At 53.1% G+C, this 18135-nt stretch carries 17 protein-coding genes and 1 pseudogene; 10 read left to right on the top strand and 8 right to left on the bottom strand.

What is annotated here, in order from left to right; genetic code table 11:
• Positions 1-71: 71 nt before the first annotated feature.
• Complete coding sequence (locus J2T14_RS29555; protein WP_307476734.1) at positions 72-260, top strand: hypothetical protein; 189 nt, start codon at positions 72-74, stop codon at positions 258-260.
• 150 nt (positions 261-410) lie between these two features.
• On the top strand, positions 411-605 hold the full coding sequence (locus J2T14_RS29550; protein WP_307208395.1) for a hypothetical protein: 195 nt from the start codon (positions 411-413) through the stop codon (positions 603-605).
• A 69-nt stretch (positions 606-674) separates the two neighbouring features.
• Here the strand turns inward: J2T14_RS29550 and J2T14_RS29545 are convergent, their stop codons facing one another.
• The 7 genes from J2T14_RS29545 to J2T14_RS29515 form a co-directional block, all read right to left on the bottom strand.
• Positions 675-1148, bottom strand: coding sequence for a VOC family protein (locus J2T14_RS29545; protein ID WP_307476732.1), 474 nt, complete (start codon positions 1146-1148; stop codon positions 675-677).
• A gap of 148 nt (positions 1149-1296) precedes the next feature.
• Positions 1297-1656 (bottom strand): cytochrome o ubiquinol oxidase subunit IV, encoded by a 360-nt coding sequence (cyoD, locus tag J2T14_RS29540; RefSeq protein WP_373458234.1) that lies wholly within the window; start codon positions 1654-1656, stop codon positions 1297-1299.
• A gap of 1 nt (position 1657) precedes the next feature.
• On the bottom strand, positions 1658-2308 hold the full coding sequence (cyoC, locus tag J2T14_RS29535) for a cytochrome o ubiquinol oxidase subunit III (RefSeq protein WP_307476730.1): 651 nt from the start codon (positions 2306-2308) through the stop codon (positions 1658-1660).
• Positions 2308-4278 carry a cbb3-type cytochrome c oxidase subunit I gene (locus J2T14_RS29530; RefSeq protein WP_307208400.1) on the bottom strand — a complete coding sequence of 657 codons (1971 nt, stop codon included), beginning with the start codon at positions 4276-4278 and terminating at the stop codon, positions 2308-2310. The genes cyoC and J2T14_RS29530 overlap by 1 nt, the downstream gene beginning before the upstream one ends.
• A 45-nt stretch (positions 4279-4323) precedes the next feature.
• A complete protein-coding gene (gene cyoA, locus J2T14_RS29525; RefSeq protein ID WP_307476728.1) occupies positions 4324-5304 on the bottom strand; it encodes a ubiquinol oxidase subunit II in 981 nt (326 codons plus the stop codon).
• A gap of 247 nt (positions 5305-5551) precedes the next feature.
• Positions 5552-5839, bottom strand: a complete 288-nt coding sequence (locus J2T14_RS29520; protein ID WP_307208402.1) for a hypothetical protein — start codon at positions 5837-5839, stop codon at positions 5552-5554.
• Between the two features lie 565 nt (positions 5840-6404).
• Positions 6405-8423, bottom strand: coding sequence for a transglycosylase domain-containing protein (locus tag J2T14_RS29515; RefSeq protein ID WP_307476786.1), 2019 nt, complete (start codon positions 8421-8423; stop codon positions 6405-6407).
• Between the two features lie 332 nt (positions 8424-8755).
• On the opposite strand from J2T14_RS29515, the gene speE reads away from it, so the two are divergent.
• Positions 8756-9583, top strand: a complete 828-nt coding sequence (gene speE / locus J2T14_RS29510; protein WP_307208403.1) for a polyamine aminopropyltransferase — start codon at positions 8756-8758, stop codon at positions 9581-9583.
• Positions 9584-9616: 33 nt separating this feature from the next.
• Positions 9617-10486, top strand: coding sequence for an agmatinase (gene speB / locus J2T14_RS29505; protein ID WP_307208404.1), 870 nt, complete (start codon positions 9617-9619; stop codon positions 10484-10486).
• A 124-nt stretch (positions 10487-10610) separates the two neighbouring features.
• Here the strand turns inward: speB and J2T14_RS29500 are convergent, their stop codons facing one another.
• Entirely contained in the window at positions 10611-11258 is a 648-nt protein-coding gene (locus tag J2T14_RS29500; RefSeq protein WP_307208405.1) for a GntR family transcriptional regulator, read from the bottom strand.
• A 234-nt stretch (positions 11259-11492) separates the two neighbouring features.
• Between J2T14_RS29500 and J2T14_RS29495 the strand changes: the two genes are divergently transcribed.
• The 6 genes and pseudogenes from J2T14_RS29495 (at position 11493) to J2T14_RS29465 (ending at position 18117) form a co-directional block, all read left to right on the top strand.
• Positions 11493-12446 carry a phosphate/phosphite/phosphonate ABC transporter substrate-binding protein gene (locus J2T14_RS29495; RefSeq protein WP_307476726.1) on the top strand — a complete coding sequence of 318 codons (954 nt, stop codon included), beginning with the start codon at positions 11493-11495 and terminating at the stop codon, positions 12444-12446.
• 51 nt (positions 12447-12497) lie between these two features.
• Positions 12498-13310: a phosphonate ABC transporter ATP-binding protein gene (phnC, locus tag J2T14_RS29490; RefSeq protein ID WP_307476724.1), complete on the top strand. Its 813-nt coding sequence runs from the start codon at positions 12498-12500 to the stop codon at positions 13308-13310.
• Positions 13310-14104: a phosphonate ABC transporter, permease protein PhnE gene (gene phnE, locus J2T14_RS29485; RefSeq protein WP_307476722.1), complete on the top strand. Its 795-nt coding sequence runs from the start codon at positions 13310-13312 to the stop codon at positions 14102-14104. Before phnC ends, phnE (J2T14_RS29485) begins: the two co-directional genes overlap by 1 nt.
• Positions 14104-14933, top strand: a pseudogene (gene phnE / locus J2T14_RS31055) (phosphonate ABC transporter, permease protein PhnE). Before phnE (J2T14_RS29485) ends, phnE (J2T14_RS31055) begins: the two are co-directional and overlap by 1 nt.
• 189 nt (positions 14934-15122) lie before the next feature.
• Positions 15123-17363, top strand: coding sequence for a bifunctional 2',3'-cyclic-nucleotide 2'-phosphodiesterase/3'-nucleotidase (locus J2T14_RS29470; protein WP_307476718.1), 2241 nt, complete (start codon positions 15123-15125; stop codon positions 17361-17363).
• A 244-nt stretch (positions 17364-17607) separates the two neighbouring features.
• Entirely contained in the window at positions 17608-18117 is a 510-nt protein-coding gene (locus J2T14_RS29465) for a DNA-deoxyinosine glycosylase (protein ID WP_307476716.1), read from the top strand.
• Positions 18118-18135 lie beyond the last annotated feature (18 nt).

The raw sequence follows: 18135 nt of genomic DNA, 5'->3' as shown, positions 1-18135 counted from the left end.
GAGCGTGCCGAGCAGCACTCCGGGCTGATTCGGCATAGCCCCGTATCTGTCTATAAAAGGGGTAATACGCAATGGCCAAAACGAAAAGAGGCAAAGCGCTCTGGAACGTTCCTTCGCATGGACGCGGCACCTGTCCGGTATGCGTCAGCACGAGAATCAAGCTGCTCTACGCGAGAACGACATCGGACAATAAAGCGATAAAAGTGTGCAAGAGATGCGCGAATGCGCCGCAAACGAAGGTAGACGCTGTTAATGGATAGCTTCGATGAAGCTCGCATTCCCCAAGAATGCGGGTATTTTTTTTCGAACCGCGCGAAATATGGAATATTTACGTTTCTTTTATCCTAAACTTATAATAGATTCATAGTGAAGCGTTACCATTTAGACATTGAGCTGATGGAGGGATGAATATGAATGCTTCTTACGTCAACGAGTGGCTGGATGAATACAATGATTATATGCGTCTGTACCGGATGTTCGGCGACCAAGCTTTCATGGATAGGGCAAAAGCGGCGCTTGACCATCTCCAGATGAGGATGAACCGGGAAAAGCAGCTTCAGCGCTTCATGTATAGAATGATGAACAGCAAGTCGCTGGCTAACTGACTGCGGTATGGATCGGTATCGTACTCCTGAAATAAGGGCTGCCATGACCCTTGGGCAGCCCTGCTTTGTTTATAAAGCTACATGAAAAAGATGTTCTTTGACCTTCTCTGCTTCTTCGGGCGTTCGATGCAGATGGACGACCTCGTTAACATCGAATTTGTTGCCGTCCAGATCGTAGAACACGAAGTTGATGCCGCAGCTGCCCCGATCCTCAAGATTCTCCGTTCGTACGCCTTTCGTTTGCAGACGGTTGTACAGCTGCTCGATTTGTCTGACCTCGAATGTAAGTCTGAACATTTCGTAACCCGACTTATTCGGAAATTGGTTATCGATGACTCCATCCGTTTCCACCAAATGAAGCCACTGACCATCGGATAGCTTCAGAATGGCTTGAAATTCGGCTGGATTATACGGCACGGCGTACTCAAGTCCGAAATGGTTTTGCCACCATTCCGCGGACCGCAACGGTTGCTTGACCGGTACGTAGTTCGAACAAACGCATTTCAAGGCATTGAGCGGTTGTTGATGCGATGCTTCAGACATCTCGATCATCCCTTCCATTATTACTGTCTTCATAGAAATAAACGTAACTTGGAATGAAAACCAAACAGCATAATGGTTGACTGGTCAAAAAAAGGCTGCTCATAAGCGAACTTATGAGCAGCCTCTTCTATGCGTCAATGCGTTGCCCTTAATGAGCGACGGTATTGTAAGTCATAATCCAGATCGAGCCGGCAACGATCGTCAGCAGGATGACGAGGCCGAAGATTAGCGCCATTAAATTAAAGCGCGGCTTCTCTTCGTCGCGGATATGCATGAAGAAGAGGAGCTGAACGGCAAATTGGAGCACAGCCATGATTAGAATGAGCAATGTCGTGCCGGACTTACTCAGCAAGTCGTTCATGACCACGACAAGCGGAATAATCGTAAGCACGATCGAGAGCAGGAAGCCGATGACGTAGGATTTCATCGAGCCGCCATGCTCATGCGAGCCGTGCCCGCCATTGCCGTGCTGCGTATCATGCGCGTTATGCGCGTTGTGGTTAGCCATCCTACATCACCCCCATCAGGTATACGATCGTGAATACGAAGATCCATACGACGTCAAGGAAATGCCAGTACAAGCTGATAATGCTGACCTTGCGTTTCGTTACCGGCGTAATACCGCGGCGCGAGAGCTGCAGCATGAGCGCGACCATCCAGACGAGACCGACCGAGACGTGAAGTCCGTGCGTCCCGACCAGAGTGAAGAACGCCGACCAGTATGCGCTGGTGCCGATGTTCGCTCCTTCATGAACGAGGTGAATGAACTCGGTAACCTCAAGGCCTATAAACGATGCCCCGAGAAGAGCTGTAATGGCGAGCCATAGAATAAGCCCGCGTTTGTTGCCTCTGTTCATCTCCAGCACGGCGATGCCGCTCGTGAAGCTGCTCGTAAGCAGGATGAACGTCGATATGATGATGCCGTTCAGCTCGATCAGCTCGCCCGGCGTAGGTCCTGCTGCCGTATTGAAGCGCAGCACGACGAACGTCGCGAACAAGGTGCCGAACAGGATAACGTCAGTAATCAGAAACAGCCAAAAGCCGAACATTTTCATCGATTCTTGATCGTGATGATCATGATGGCCGTGGTGCTCGTCATGGTGACCGCCTTGATCGCCGCCGCCATGCGCTCCCGCTGTTTTCGAAATCGCGTGTGCCATTATTTTGACCCCCTTAGAGCAGCTTCCGTCCGCTCGACTTCATCGACGGGAATGTAATAGTCGGTATCGTAGGTGAACGAACGGGCCAGCAAGCAGGCTACGACGCCGAGGAAGCCCGGTATAGCCATCCAGAGCCAATCCCAGACGAGGCCGAAGCCTAGAACGAACCAGCAGACGGACATAATGAACGGAATGCCGGAGTTCTTCGGCATATGGATCGGCTCAAGCGGCGCAGGTGCCGGTTCAGGCTCGCCCGCAGCTCGGCGCTGCTTCGTCTCCCACCAGTCATCCTGGCTCTGTACTTGCGGGATTCTAGCAAAGTTGTAGAGCGGCGCCGGCGATGGAATCGACCATTCCAGCGTTCTGCCGTCCCAGTTGTCGCCATTGTCGACTTTCTTGAAGAACTTAATGCTGTGCGCGATTTGCCATATTTGGAACAGGAATGCGATACCCATCAAGAAACCGCCGACGGTGGAAACGACGTTAAGCGGCTGCCAGCCCATATCGAAGTCGTACGTGTTGACGCGGCGCGTCATGCCCATAAGGCCGAGCGCGTATTGCGGCATGAAGCAGACGTAGAAGCCGATGTTCCAGAACCAGAACGCCCATTTGCCAAGACCTTCGTGAAGCTTGAAACCGAACATCTTCGGCCACCAATAGTATAGCCCTGCAAAATATCCGAATACGACGCCGCCGATCAATACTTGGTGGAAATGCGCGATCAGGAAGTAGCTGTTATGGAACTGGAAGTCTGCCGGCGCGACGGACAGCAGGACGCCCGTCATACCCCCAATGACGAAGCACGGGATGAATGCGACCGTCCACATCATTGGCGTAGGGAAGGATAGCCGTCCCCTGTACATCGTAAAGAGCCAGTTGAACACCTTGACCCCTGTCGGGATCGCGATGAGCATTGTCGTTAAGGCGAAGAACGCATTGACGTTCGCGCCCGAGCCCATCGTGAAGAAGTGATGCGCCCATGTGAAGAACGAGAAGAAGCTGATCGACATAAGAGCGAATACCATCGACTTGTAGCCGAATAGCTTTTTCTTCGAGAAAGCCGATACGATCTCCGAGAAAATACCGAATGCCGGCAATATAACGATATAAACTTCGGGATGTCCCCACATCCAGATGAGGTTGATGTACATCATCGGATTGCCGCCGCCGTCGAGCGTGAAGAAATGCGCGCCCAAGTAGCGGTCGATAAACAGCAGGAACAGCGTAACGGTCAAGATCGGGAATGCGAATATGATCGTAATGCACGAAGACAGGACGGACCAGACGAACATGGGCATTTTCATCAATGTCATGCCAGGCGCGCGCATCTTCAGAATCGTAACGATAAAGTTGATGCCCGTTGCGAGCGAGCCGATACCTGAGATTTGAATCCCCCATATATAGAAGTCTTGGCCGAGGCCCGGACTGCCCGACAGCTCGGAAAGCGGCGGGTAAGCGAGCCAGCCCGCATCCGGAGATCCGCCGATAATAAACGATACGTTGAACAGCATCGCCCCGAAGAAGAACATCCAGAAGCTAAGCGAGTTCAGGAACGGGAATGCGACGTCGCGCGCGCCGATCATAAGCGGTACGACGATATTGAATAAACCGAACATCAGCGGCATGGCCATGAACAAGATCATGATAACGCCATGCGTCGTGAAAATTTGGTTATAGTGCTCGGCCTCTAGAAATTCGAGCTGCGGTGCAGCAAGCTGAAGCCGCATAAGCAATGCGTCGACGCCGCCGCGGAACAGCATCAGAATGGAGGCAATGATGTACATGATGCCGATCTTCTTATGATCGACGCTTGTAAGCCATTCCGTCCAAAGCCAACGCCATTTTTTGAAAAAAGTGAGTACAAATACGATCGCCACGACCGACAGTGCTATCGATACTTGCGCCCCTAGAATAAGCGGGTCGCCCGTAACGAAAAACTCGGATGCGAACTCTTTGATTTTGTCCAACATGAGGGGACCTCCTACATTACGTTAGTGTGAAACAGTGCTTAGGGGTTAATGCCCCTCATGGTTCATATGTTCTTGATTAGCGTCAGCGTTATCTGATTCCGCTTCATTCTTGGCATCCGTTGCGGATCCCGTATCCGACTCGCTCTCCGCAGCCCCGTGATGATGGCCGCCGGAGCTGCCTTCCTCTACGTACTGCGTGACGATCTTGTCGAACAAGCCTTCAGGGAAGCTGGAGAAGAGCTGCTTGTCGGAAGTGCCGGGCTCGGTCAGCTTCTCAAACCCTTCCATCGTAAGCGCCGGAGCGGAGTTCTTCACTTCCTGCACCCAAGCGTTGTAATCCTGTTCGGTCGTTGCGTCAACGGTGAACGTCATCTGCGCGAAGTCTTTGCCGTTGAAGTTGGCGCCGGAGCCGAAGTAGCTGCCTTGCTCGTCAGCCTGCAGGAACAGCGTCATCGCCATGCCCGACATGGAGTAGAGCTGTCCGCCAAGCTGCGGAATCCAGAACGAGTTCATCGCGGTATCGGATGTAAGCTGGAAGCGTACCGGCACGTCCTCCGGAATTTTCACGTAATTGACGGTTGCAATGTTCTCGTCCGGATATTTGAACAACCATTTCCAGTCGAGCGATGTGACTTGAATCGTAATCGCTTCTTTCTCGGAAGCGATCGGCTTGGAAGGCTCAAGAGCATGTGTATATTTTACCGTGACAGTAGCCAGTGCGATAATAATAACAATCGGGATACCCCACCAAATGATTTCGAGCTTCGTGCTGTGCTCCCAATTCGGTCTATACTTGGCGGTGCTGCCTTTCTTATCGCGATATCGCCACACAATGATCGCCGTTAAGATCAGCACGGGTACGATAATGACCGCGCAAAGTATGGTGGATAAGTAGATGAGATCCTTCTGGGATTCCCCAATCGGTCCCTTCGGATCGAGTACAATGAACTGCTCGCCGCAGCCGGAGAGCGTGACGGCCATCAGCAACAAGAGTACGGGTGTCAGCATGCGAATAAACGGTCTCATAACGTTTCAACTCCTCAAAATGACTGCTTACGCTTAACATAGCAGATATGACGCACAATATCTCCATGGTTAACAATTACGTCAACAATTCGTCTTTTTTCCGTAATAGAAAGTTCACCGGTTAGACAACAGTTACTTTTAGCCAGTCGTGAAGCGACTTCATTAGGTTTCATAACGCAAAAAAGCCACTTCTTCACATGGAAGAAAGTGGCCCTTTGGCTTGTTGAACGAAAGGTTCACAATCGCTTTAAGCCTGCGGATCGTGATGATCATTCGTTGTCTGGTCTTGATGGAGTCGCGCGTGAACAAGTCCGATTGCCGTTCCGATAACATAAATATGAACGCTGCCGATTAGAAATCCGATGCCGACCATTAGTCCGACGTTCTGATCGCTGAAGTGGCTAAGATTAACGAGACAGAGCAGGAAGCCGATGCCGAGAATACCCCAAGCGATGGCAGTCATTGCTTTGACAAGACGTTTGACATCTGATTTGGTCGGCTGCGCGTGGCTGATTGATGCAGTTTTCGTCGTCATATTCAACACTCCCGAGTCATTGTAAGTGCTTACTTAGTATTACTATACCATAATTATACGAACTTGTTCAAAGAAAATTCACTTTTTCATCATATTTCCGTCAAATATATGCGAAGATCAGGGGTTGGCGGGGTTGAAAATGGACAAATCAACAGTGTGGCCTGTCGAAAAAGCACTAAATATGGCGTTTGTATGTCGAAGCTGCCTGCATGTTGTATGTCTATGTCCTAATTAGCATTTATACCTTGAACAGGTTGCGTATGCCGGCGGTGGGGGCGGGAACTATGGTTTGCGTTGCAGGGAGTGCAGCGGAATCACGGAAATAGGACGCAGGAGGAAGGCGTCGTTGCACAATATGCAACAGAATGGACTTAAACGCGGAAGATTAGGGTGCACCACCGAGGCGATTCTTTCGCAGAAAATGCAACTAGGGGGAGTATTGAAGGCGGAGTTGGCGATTATGTTGCAGAAACTGCAATCAGAGTGCCCTTATGGGGCTTGTTTCCATAAATAACCCCTGATCGGGAATCGATCAGGGGCTAACTTGTTCGTCAGAGCTGACGACTTAATCCGTCCACCAACGTTTAAGGTCTTGCCACCATGAGTGGCGTTTCGCCGCTCCAGCGCCGTCTTCCTTGGCTGCTCCGCCTTCTTCGCCGGCAGAAGCAGGCGTACCGCACGCTTCTGTCGGCTCCGTGCCGCTGATGAACGTCTCCAGCCTGCGGGTCGGGCAAGTGTCTAAAGCCAGTTTGCCGCTCTCCGGCTCGATATAGACGTTCGCGACGCCCGCCGGTATCGGGAAGATCTTCGGCGGCACGGTGGCGAGCGCTTTCTCCGTGAACTGCGCGAAGATCGGCGCGGCCAGATGCGCCTCCGCAACCGATAAGTTGCGGTCCTTGTCATAGCCGACCCATACCGCGGTCGCAAGCTCCGGCGTATAGCCGACGAGCCAAGCGTCGGCCGAGGTCGTGCCCGTCTTCCCGGCGACGGGACGTTTCATAATAGAAGAGACGCGGTAGCCGGTACCGCCTTCGTCGAACACGCTCTCCATGAGGCTTGTCATCACATAAGCTTCGGCAGGCGATATCGCCTGCTTGCTCTGCTGCTTAGCTTCATATATAACGTTGCCTTTGCGGTCCTCGATCTTGATGATCGCGACCGGCTCGGCATGAATGCCGGCATTGGCGAACGTCCCGTAAGCCGATGCCATCTCGAACGGGCTGACGGGAAACGTGCCGAGCGCGAGAGAAGGAACAGGCTGCATGGGGCTCTTAATGCCGAGCTTCCTCGCCGTCTCGATAACCTTGTCCGCACCGACGGTCATAATCGTGTTAACGGCGTAGATGTTGTCCGATCCTGCGAGCGCGCGCCGCATGTCGATGAATTCGTTCGCATATTTATCGTTGTAATTATGCGGCTCGTACGTCTTGCGCCCTTCGTCGAAAGTGAAGACGGTCGGTTCGCTCTTGAAGCGGGTAACCGGCGTCATATAGCCGCTCTGCAGCGCGGTTAAGTAAAGGAACGGCTTGAACGACGAGCCGGGCTGGCGCGTCTGCGCGAAGACGCGGTTGAACTGATTCGTCTTGTAATCGCGCCCTCCGACCATTGCCTTGATGTACCCGTTGCGCGGGTCGATGGCGATGAGCGCCGCCTGCTGCTCGGACTTAGCGGGCATCGTTTTCTTAATCGCGTCCTCGGCCGCTTGCTGCGCTTCTGGATCGAGCGTCGTATAGATCGTAATTCCGCCCTCGTTAAGCATATGCTCGTCGATGCCGAGCTTATCGACCGCAATCGAGCGGATGTAGTCGCGGAAGTAGGGAGCGAACCCTTCGCTTTGCCCGGCTTCAAGCGACTGGAAGTTCAGCACTTCGGCGTAGGCGCTGTCGGCCTGCTCCTTCGTAATCGCGCCGCCCTCCATCATCGCATGCAGTATAGCGCGCTGCCGATCCTTCGCGTTTTTCATATCGAGATAGGGCGAGTAATATTTAGGTCCTTTCGGAATGCCGGCCAGCATGGCGCTTTCGGCTAACGTCAGCTCGTTCGCATGCTTGTCGAAGTACATTTGGGCGGCTGCTTCGATCCCGTAGGAGCCGTGTCCGTAATAGATCTGGTTCAAGTACATACCGAGAATTTCGTCTTTGGAATAGTTCATCTCGAGCTGTACCGTATACATCGCTTCCTTCATCTTGCGCTGCCAGGTGCGCTCATGCGTCAAATAAAGATTCCGCGCAAGCTGCTGCGTCAGCGTGCTGGCGCCCTGCCGCGCGGACATGCTCTGCACGTTGACCATGACGGCGCGCGCCATGCCCTTCACGTCGAAGCCGCTATGGTCGAAGAAGCGACGGTCCTCGATGGCGAGCGTGGCTTCCACCACGTAATGCGAGATGTCCTCCAGCTTCACGGAGCGTCGATTCTCCCCGGCGTGGAACGTATCGATGACGTTGCCATTCAGATCGAGCATCTGCGACGTCTGGCTGATGGTTGCCGCCGGCAGCGACTGGGTGCGCAAGAAAATGAGCAGTCCGCAGACGAATACGGCGAAGATCGCGAAGAGGATGGCGGAACGCTTCAGCCACTTTTTCATTTGGAGAATTTGAGGGAGAAATCTCTCGGTCAGTATCGGTATCGACGGCAAGCGGCGCGGCTTGACCGGTCGTTTGGAAGTCTTAGTCACGTAAGCGTACTCCCTTCAGCGCAAAGCTTCACTTTTCCTTAGTATGGAAAAACGGAGAGGCCGCTATTCATAAGTGGAACGCCGAAGGGGAATTAATTTGAGCGAATTATGGCAACTCTAAAAAAATGCGCGGGCCTTTACGAAAGGTTAAGCTGGAGCAGCCCATAGAAATACTTGTAGCAACGGGCAGTTTTTACTATAATACAGTGTGAACTATTGACGGAAAGAAGGGATTCATCACCATGGAATTGTGGTATACAGAAAAACAAACCGAAAACTTCGGCATTACGGCGAAGATTACGAAAACGTACGTAACGGAACAAACGGACTTCCAAAAGCTTGATATGATCGAGACGGAAGAGTTCGGCACGATGCTCGTGCTTGACGGCATGGTCATGACGACAGTGAAGGACGAGTTCGTATATCACGAAATGGTCGCCCATCCTGTGCTCTACACGCATCCGAACCCGGAGCATGTGCTCGTAGTCGGCGGCGGCGACGGCGGCGTTATCCGTGAAGTGATGAAGCACCCGCAAGTGAAAAAAGCGGTTCTCGTCGATATTGACGGCAAAGTTATCGAATACTCCAAAAAGTATTTGCCGACGATCGCAGGCGAGCTCGACAACCCGCGTGTCGAAGTGCTTGTGAACGACGGCTTCATGCATATTCACGATCACAAAAACACATACGACGTCATTATGGTCGATTCCACCGAGCCGGTTGGCCCTGCTGCCAACCTATTCACGCGCGGCTTCTACCAAGGCATCTACGAGGCGCTTAAGGAAGATGGCATCTTTGTTGCGCAAACGGACAATCCTTGGTTCAAGGCTGACCTGATCCAAAGCGTCAACAAAGACGTGAAGGAAGTATTCCCGATCGTACGCGTATACGGCGCCAACATTCCGACTTACCCAAGCGGTTTGTGGACATTCACGATGGGCAGCAAGAAGTATGATCCGCTTCAAGTGGACGAGGCGTCCATTCCCGAGATCGATACGAAATATTACACACCGCGCTTGCACAAAGCGGCATTCGCATTGCCGAAGTTTGTGGAAGACCTTATTAAGTAAGCGTAGCTCTGCAGCTTAGAAAGGATTGTACTCATGAAATTGGATCAAAAATATTCCGGCAACGTGTTCATCTTGAGCTCGGATGATTATGAAGCTTCCAAAGCGGTCATCTACGGCATGCCGATGGACTTCACGGTCAGCTTCCGCCCTGGTTCGCGCTTCGGCCCTCCGCGCATCCGCGAGGTCTCGATCGGCCTTGAGGAATACAGCCCGTATCTCGACCGCAGCCTGGAAGACATAACGTACTTCGATGCCGGCGATTTGCTGCTGCCATTCGGCAATGCGGCTCGCAGCCTTGAAGTCATCGGAGAATTTGTGAGCGGCGTATTGGCCGATGACAAATTGCCGGTTGGACTAGGAGGCGAGCATCTCGTATCGTGGCCGATCTTCCGGGAGGTCTACAAGAAATACCCGGATCTGGCAATCATCCACTTCGATGCGCATGCCGATCTTCGCGAGTCGTACGAAGGCGAGCCTTTGTCGCACTCGACACCGCTTCGCAAGGCGGCAACGCTAATGGGTGGCAGCAACATTTATCAATTCGGCATCCGTTCCGGCTCCCGCGAAGAGTGGCAGTATGCTCGCGAGAACATCAACTTCCACCCGTTCGAGGTGCTTGAGCCGCTGAAGAAGGTGCTTCCCGAGCTGGCTGGCCGTCCGGTATACCTGACGATCGACATCGACGTGCTCGACCCTTCGGCTGCTCCCGGTACGGGTACGGCGGAAGCCGGCGGCATTACGTCGAAGGAATTGATCGACGCGGTTCATGCGATCGCCCGTTCCGGCGTGAACGTCGTCGGCTGCGACCTTGTAGAGGTTGCGCCGGCTTACGATCCCACGGAGCAAACGCAGATCGTCGCGGCGAAGGTAATCCGCGAGATGCTGCTCGGTTTTATTAAATAACGAATAATGAAAGAAGCTGTCCTGGGATCTACAGACCCTAGGGCAGCTTTTTTCGTGTTACTCTATATGGCCATATTGGAGTAATTGCAGAAATCCAACATAGCTCACCGCAGTGTGTGTCTAATTAGAAACGACCGCTGTCGAACACGCGGCTGCGCGCGTAGGTGAAAGCGCCTTTCGCCAGCTTGCGAGCTTGCTCCTCATCGCCGGCCAGCAGCGCATCATAGATCGATTTGTTCAACTGATTGGCGGAATAGTGCTTAATATGCGGCGTCAGCTTGAAGTTGATGTAGGAGGCCATCGTGATCTTGTCCACGTACATATCGAGCTGCGACGTCATCGCGGTGTTGTTGATCGAATAAACGAGCGTCCGCATGAACAGCATCGAGTTGTTGATATAGGTATAATAATCGTTTGCCTGCTCGGCCTCGAATTGGCGATCCAGATAGACCCGCAGCTGCTCCATGTCGATCGTATTATTTCGTTCGCTGCGGATATCGATAGCATATACGACGAGCGCCAGGATCGCCTCGTACATATCGAGCATTTCCTTCCCGGTTACTTCCTTCACGAGCACGCCGCGATTTTTAAGAGCAACGACGAATCCTTCCGATTCCAGGTGCGTAATGGCGTTGCGGACCGGCGTGCGGCTCATCTGCAATTCCTCTGCAAGCTCATTCTCCGATAACAGGGTGCCGGGCATTAGGTTGCCGCCCACGATTCTTTCTCTTAGCTTTGTATAGGCCGTATTCACAAGCGATTGCGATGCCATGGCGCATATTCCTCTCGAATTCATAGTTCTCCAGATCGGTTAACATCATCTTAACAGTCTCTCTTTCGTCTTCGCAAGGCGATTTCGAAATTAACAATATCTCAAAAAGACGCAAACATTGCATTGACATTCAACTTGTATCCTAGTTGTGTACCACGAGCGAAATGATGGAATAGACACAACGCATGCGATGCCGCCTCAGAGCGCTCGCAGCAAACCTTAGGAGGATGTACTGTGCTGAAAAAGATGGGTTTACCGATTGCTCTGATGATTACCGCTTTAATGGTTGTGCTGGCTGGCTGCGGTCAGAAAGCCAACAATGTTTCTGCCGGCGGCAATGGCGGCAATAACGAAGCGGGTACGGAGGCGGATACGAAGTGGCCGGACGTGCTTCGAATCGGAAACCTTCCGATGGAAGACGGAGAAGCGTCGCGTAACGCAGACCAATTCGCAAAGGATTTGGGCGAGTATTTGGATATTAAAGTGGAAACGTTCGAGGGCGAAGATTACAACATGATGATCGAAGCGATGCGTTCCGAGAAAATCGACATCACGACTTTCGGCCCTTTCGGATATATTATTGCTGCTGAGAGAAGCGGAGCGAAGCTGCTCGCGGCGATGAACAACGGACCGGGAACGGAAGGCACGAGCGTCATTATCGTTCCGAAGGACTCCCCGGCTCAGACGATCGCCGATCTGAAAGGCAAAAACTTCTTGTTCGCCGATCCGGCGTCCACGACGGGACATCTGTACCCGCGCGCTGCCATTATGAAGGCAGTCGGCATTGCGAACGAAGAGATCGAAACGTATTTCAGCAACGTATCGTTCTCCGGCGGACATGACAAGTCGTTGCTTGCTATCGCCAATGGCGATGCGGACGGCGCAGCTACATGCAGCCAATGCATCAAGATGATTGCGGACGCTGGACTTATTAAGGAAGACGATGTACGCGTCATCGGGGAATCCGATCCGATCGCGGGGGGCGGCGCGCTTGCCTACCGAGGCGATCTTCCTGCTGAGCTCGTCGAGAAGATTCGCGAATTCGCGCTCGCTTACGGCGAGAAGAATCCCGAGTATTTCAAAGCGCTGGGCGTAGCGGGTTTCTTCCCGGCGGAAGATTCGGACTTCGACGGGGTCAGGGAAGTAGCGAAGCTGCTCGAAATGTCGCCGGAAGAGATGCTGGAATAGAACGTAACGACGTACGACTATAAATGAGCGATGAAGCGGAGGACAATGGAAATGACATTGCTGCGGGTTGAAGACTTGAAGAAAGTATATGCGGATGGAACGGCAGCGCTGAACGGCATTGACTTGACGGTTGAAGCAGGTGAATTCATCGTCGTCATCGGACCGAGCGGAGCGGGCAAGAGCACGCTGCTTCGCTGCTTGAACCGGATGGTCCAGCCGACGTCGGGCAAGGTGCTGTTCCAAGGAACGGACACGACCGGCGTAAGCAAAAGAAAGCTGCGCGAAATTCGTCGTAGCATGGGGATGATCTTCCAAGGCTTCAATCTTGTCGAGCGATTGTCGGTGCTCGCCAACGTTCTTCATGGAAGGCTCGGTTATATGAGCGCCTGGCGCGGCGCGCTTGGTCTGTTCGCGAAGCCGGACGTCGAGGAAGCGACTCGTCTGCTGCAGCGCGTAGGACTCGGCGAGCAGCTGCATAAGCGCGCCGACGAGCTTAGCGGCGGGCAGCAGCAGCGCGTAGGCATTGCAAGGGCGCTGGCGCAGAAGCCGCAGCTTATACTGGCGGATGAACCGATCGCAAGTCTGGATCCGGCCTCGTCGGAAATCGTGATGAACAGCCTCTATACGTTTTGCAAAGAAGACGGCATCGCTTGCCTATGCAATCTGCACCAAGTCGATGTCGCCAAAAAATATGCAACGCGCATTATCGGCATTTACAAAGGAACGAAGGTGTTCGACGGTACGCCGGAACAGCTGACCGATGAGATGATAGACTATATCTATAATCAGCATAACGATAAAGCATCCGACCAATCCGAAGCCGATGGCAGGCTGGCTCGCGCTCTGAAGAAGGAGACGGCGTAATGATGAAGGCTGAACAGTTGCTGAGAGAACGCCGGGGCAAGCGTAATCAGCTGATCGTGTTTCTTGCCTTTCTCGCTGCGCTAACGGTATGGTCGGCCATCGGAACGAACTTTACGCCGGGCGCATTATGGGGCGGAATAGGCGACGGAGCGGGATTTCTGTTCGTCGATCTGATGCCGCCGGATACAGCCGAGCTGCCCGGCCTTATCGGCCCGGCGCTCGATACGATCTACATGAGCTTCGTTGCAATGGTTATCGGGGCGCTCGTTGCCAGCGTGCTGTCGATCTTCGCAGCCGCTACGACATCGCCGCATCCGGTCTTCCAAGTCGGCATGCGGGCGTTCTCCGCCATGCTTCGCAACGTGCCGGTCATTATTTGGACGATCCTGCTCGTTGCCTCCTTCGGTCTAGGCAAGCTTGTCGGAACGCTGTCGCTTATTATCGTCTCGATCGGTATGCTCGTTCGCTGCTTCGCGGAATCGCTGGAGGAGATCGACTTGGGCCAAGTGGAGGCGCTGCGATCGGTAGGAGCCAGCTATTGGCAGGTCATTACGCAAGCGGTGCTGCCGCAGTTTCTGCCAAGCCTTATAGGATGGGCGCTGTTTAATCTGGAGGTTAACGTTCGCGCATCGACCATCGTCGGCATGGTGGGCGGCGGCGGCCTCGGCTTCACGATACAGTCGGGATTGAAGCTGTTCCAGTACAAGGAGGTCAGCATGGCGGTGCTGCTCGTGCTGGCGATTGTACTGGCGACGGAGTTTTTGACAAATCGGATTAGGGAGCGGATCATCTGATGGCTACAGCGGCAGATACTGGGCAAGCGCCCAAGAACGGAACGCTGCGAGCGAGCGGCGAGCAGCGCAGAAGCGGCAATCCGCTCAAATGGTACGGATGGATCGGAGCGGCATTTTTCCTGTTCAGCCTTATTCAATTGCAGCTCGATTACAGTCGAATTATGCCGGGCATTGCCAAGTTCGCGAAGACGGCCGGCCTGATGTTCCCGCCGGACGCCTCGCAGTGGAAGCATGTACTGCTGGCGGCGGTGGAATCGATCCAAGTCGCTATACTAGGAACCGTAATCGGCATCGTCGTCGCATTCTTCCTGGCTTTCCTTGCAGCGGACAATATTGCTCCGAATCGTGCAGTCAGTTGGTTTATTCGCAGCTTCGCTTCCTTGCTTAGGGCGATTCCGACGCTGATTTGGGCGCTTATTTTCATTGTAGCCGTAGGCATGGGTCCTCTGCCGGGCGTGCTTGCGATTATGGTGCATGCGGTCGGCGGGCTCATTAAAGTGTTCTCTCAATCGCTCGAGGAGGTGGATGGGTCATTGAAGCGATGCGCTCAACGGGGGCAAGCTGGCTGCAGATCGTGCTGCAAGGCGTATTGCCATGCGCGTTATCCGCGCTGCTCGCATGGTGCGTCATGCGCTTCGAAGGAGACTTGGCCGAATCCACGATACTGGGAGCGGTTGGCGCAGGCGGGATCGGATTCGAGCTGTCGCATGCGATGCGCAGCTACCATTTTGACCAGGCGTTATTCGTTGGGTTCGTTATCTTCATGATGGTATTCAGCGTCGAGCTGGTGTCCAACCGACTGAAGCTGAGAATGCGCAAGCGCGCATAGCGTGGCAATCCATTCAATTCCTAAGAGTTGGTAAATGAATGGTGACATTTCAGAATTTTTAAATTATTATATTGAACGTAGAGACAGATTGTCCATCGAGAGACCTCATCGGCGCTCAGCTTAAATATAGGCTTCAAGGCTTGCGCCTGTCGCAAGCCTTTAGCGAATTATGGACAAGGAGTGAAGGGAATGAAATTGTATCAATCGATGTGGAGGCGGTCGCTGTTCGCCGCGATTTCCTTCAGTCTGGTGACGCTTCCGTATTCGGTCGCGGTCAACGCGGAAGGAGAAGCGACGGTCCAACTGCGCATCATGGAGACGTCGGACATTCATGTCAATGTCATGAACTATGACTATTTCTCCGACAAGTCAACGGATGAATACGGGCTGGCGAAGACGGCTACGCTCATCAAGCAGACGCGCGAGGAAGTTCCGAACAGTCTGCTGTTCGACAACGGCGACCTGATTCAAGGCAATCCGCTCGGCGATTACGTCGCCACCATCGACCCGTTGCAGCAAGGAGAGACGCATCCCGTTTATAAGGCGATGAACCTGCTCGACTACGACGCGGGTAACCTGGGCAACCACGAATTCAACTACGGTTTGGACTACTTGAACACTGCGCTTGCGGGCGCGGAATTCCCTTACATTAACTCCAATGTTTACGTGTATGATGGGGATACGGACGAGACGAACGACAAAAACCTGTTTACCCCTTATTTGATCCTCGATAAAGAAGTGAAGGACAGTGCCGGAGCTACGCATAAGCTCAAGGTCGGCGTGATCGGCTTCGTGCCTCCGCAAATTATGCAATGGGACAAAGCCCATCTCGAAGGCAAAGTTGTTGCGAAAGATATTGTCGCCACAGCGAACAAGTTCGTACCGGAAATGAAGGAAAAGGGAGCAGATGTTGTTATAGCGATTCCGCATTCGGGCTTCGAGGATATCCCTCAGACGCCGCTCATGGAAAACTCCGTGCTCTACTTGAGCAAGGTAAGCGGTATTGACGCGATCCTGTTCGGCCATGCGCATAAAGTATTCCCGGACAAGTCGTTCGAAGGAAAGCCGGGCGTCGATCTGACGAAAGGAACGATCAATGGCGTAGCCGCCGTTGAACCGGGCTTCTGGGGCAATAACCTCGGCATTATCGACCTGACGCTTCAGCAGAAGGACGGCAAATGGGTCGTTGCCGACTCCAAGTCGTCCGTGAAGCCGATCTTCGATACGGTGAACAAAGTGCCGCTCGTCGATGCCGATCAGCAGATTGTTGACGCCGTGAAAGACGATCATCAGCATACGCTTGATTATATCCGCGGTCCGGTTGGCCAGACGACTGCGCCGATCAATAGCTGGTTCGCTCTCGTGCAGGACGATCCGTCCATTCAGATTGTAACGAATGCGCAGAAGTGGTATGTCGAGAAACAGCTGCAAGGCACGGAATATGAGGGCGTACCGGTATTGTCTGCAGGCGCGCCGTTCAAGGCGGGCGGACGCCAGGGCCCTAATTATTATACGAACATCGCTAAGGGCGATATTGCAATCAAGAACGTAGCGGACTTATATTTGTACTCCAATACCGTCAACGCCGTACTCGTTACTGGCTCGGAAATCAAGGAATGGCTGGAGTGGTCGGCTGGGCAATTCAATCAGATCGACACGGCTAGCACGGCTAAGCAAGACTTGGTGGACTATGATTTCCCGACCTACAACTTCGATGTTATCGATGGCCTCACTTACCAGATCGACGTTTCGCAGCCCGCTAAATACGAGGCAAACGGAACGCTTAAGAACGAAGGAGCAAGCCGCATTGTCGGATTGCAATTCGAGGGCAAGCCGATCAAGGCCGATCAGAAGTTCGTCGTCGCAACGAATAACTATCGTGCTTCGTCGAGCAAGTTCGCCAATCCGGATGGCAAAAGAATCATTCTCGCGTCGCCGGACGAGAACCGCCAGGTTGTTATTGATTACATTCGTTCGAACAAAACGATCAACCCGTCAGCCGATGGCAACTGGTCGCTTGCCCCGATCAATGACAAGGTCAACGTGACGTACAAAACTTCACCGGAGGCGAAAGCGATGGACGAAGCGCTGGCATGGCTGTCATTCGAGGCCAACACGGAAGACGGTTATGCCGAATTCAAGCTCGACTTGAAAGCCGAGGCAACGACTGCGCCGCCGAAGCCGGAGCAGCCGAAGCCGGAGCAGCCGAAGCCGGAACAACCGAAACCGGAACAGCCGAAGCCGGAACAGCCGAAGCCTGAAACGCCTAAGCCCGCGCCAGATGTTACTTACATCGTGAAGAACGGAGATACGCTGTACTGGATCGCGATGAATCACGGTACGACGTGGCAGAAGCTGGCGAGCTACAATAAGCTGAAAAACCCGAATCTGATCTACCCAGGACAGAAGATTAAGATTCCGGCGAAGTAACGAGAGGCTATAACGGTTGAATGAGACGTTTTCCGCAAATGATAGAGCGGGAAACGTCTTTCTTTTGTTTTAGATAACACCCGAAAATGAAAACGGCGATTTACCGTTTAACCTTACCCACAGTTATGCTCATGTTGTGCACCGATTGTTGATAACATTGTGGATAACTTTTTCGAGCAATTGGCGTTGCTTATCTATTGTATGGTACTTTAAAAAAAAGCTACAGAAGGAGGCCGCAGCAGCAATGCGCATCCATTCGTTTCCGCCCGTCATCGACGGGCGTGCCCGCGTTCTCATTGCGGGCACGGCTCCGAGCGTGAAGTCGCTGGAGCATCGACAATTTTACGGGCATCCGCAAAATTTCTTTTGGCGCGTCATTTATGGTCTGTTCGATGCTGGCGCCCCCGATCCTATCTATGAGAACAGGCTCGATTTCCTACGGGAGCATAAGCTTGCCGTCTGGGACGTGATCGAATCCTGCGTGCGCGAGGGCAGTCTCGACGTTAATATCAAGGAGGAAATACCGAACCGCTTCCCGGAGCTGTTCGCGGACTATCCGCAGCTTCGCTGTATCGGATTCAACGGCGCCAAGGCGTACGACACGTTCCGCAAATATTATGGGAAGCACGAGCGCTTCCGCGACGTGGCGCTCATTAAGCTGCCTTCTACGAGCCCGATACCGACAAAGCACATGCGTAATTTGGAAGATCGCATCGAGGCTTGGCGCGTCATCATGCCTTTTATATCGGAATAACATCGCCTCGGCGTTGAA

This window comes from Paenibacillus harenae (genome assembly GCF_030812415.1).
In the GTDB taxonomy this organism is placed as follows: Bacteria; Bacillota; Bacilli; order Paenibacillales; family Paenibacillaceae; genus Pristimantibacillus; species Pristimantibacillus harenae_A.
Note: the sequence above shows the minus strand (reverse complement) of the source record. Positions and strands in the feature narration are given on the sequence as shown.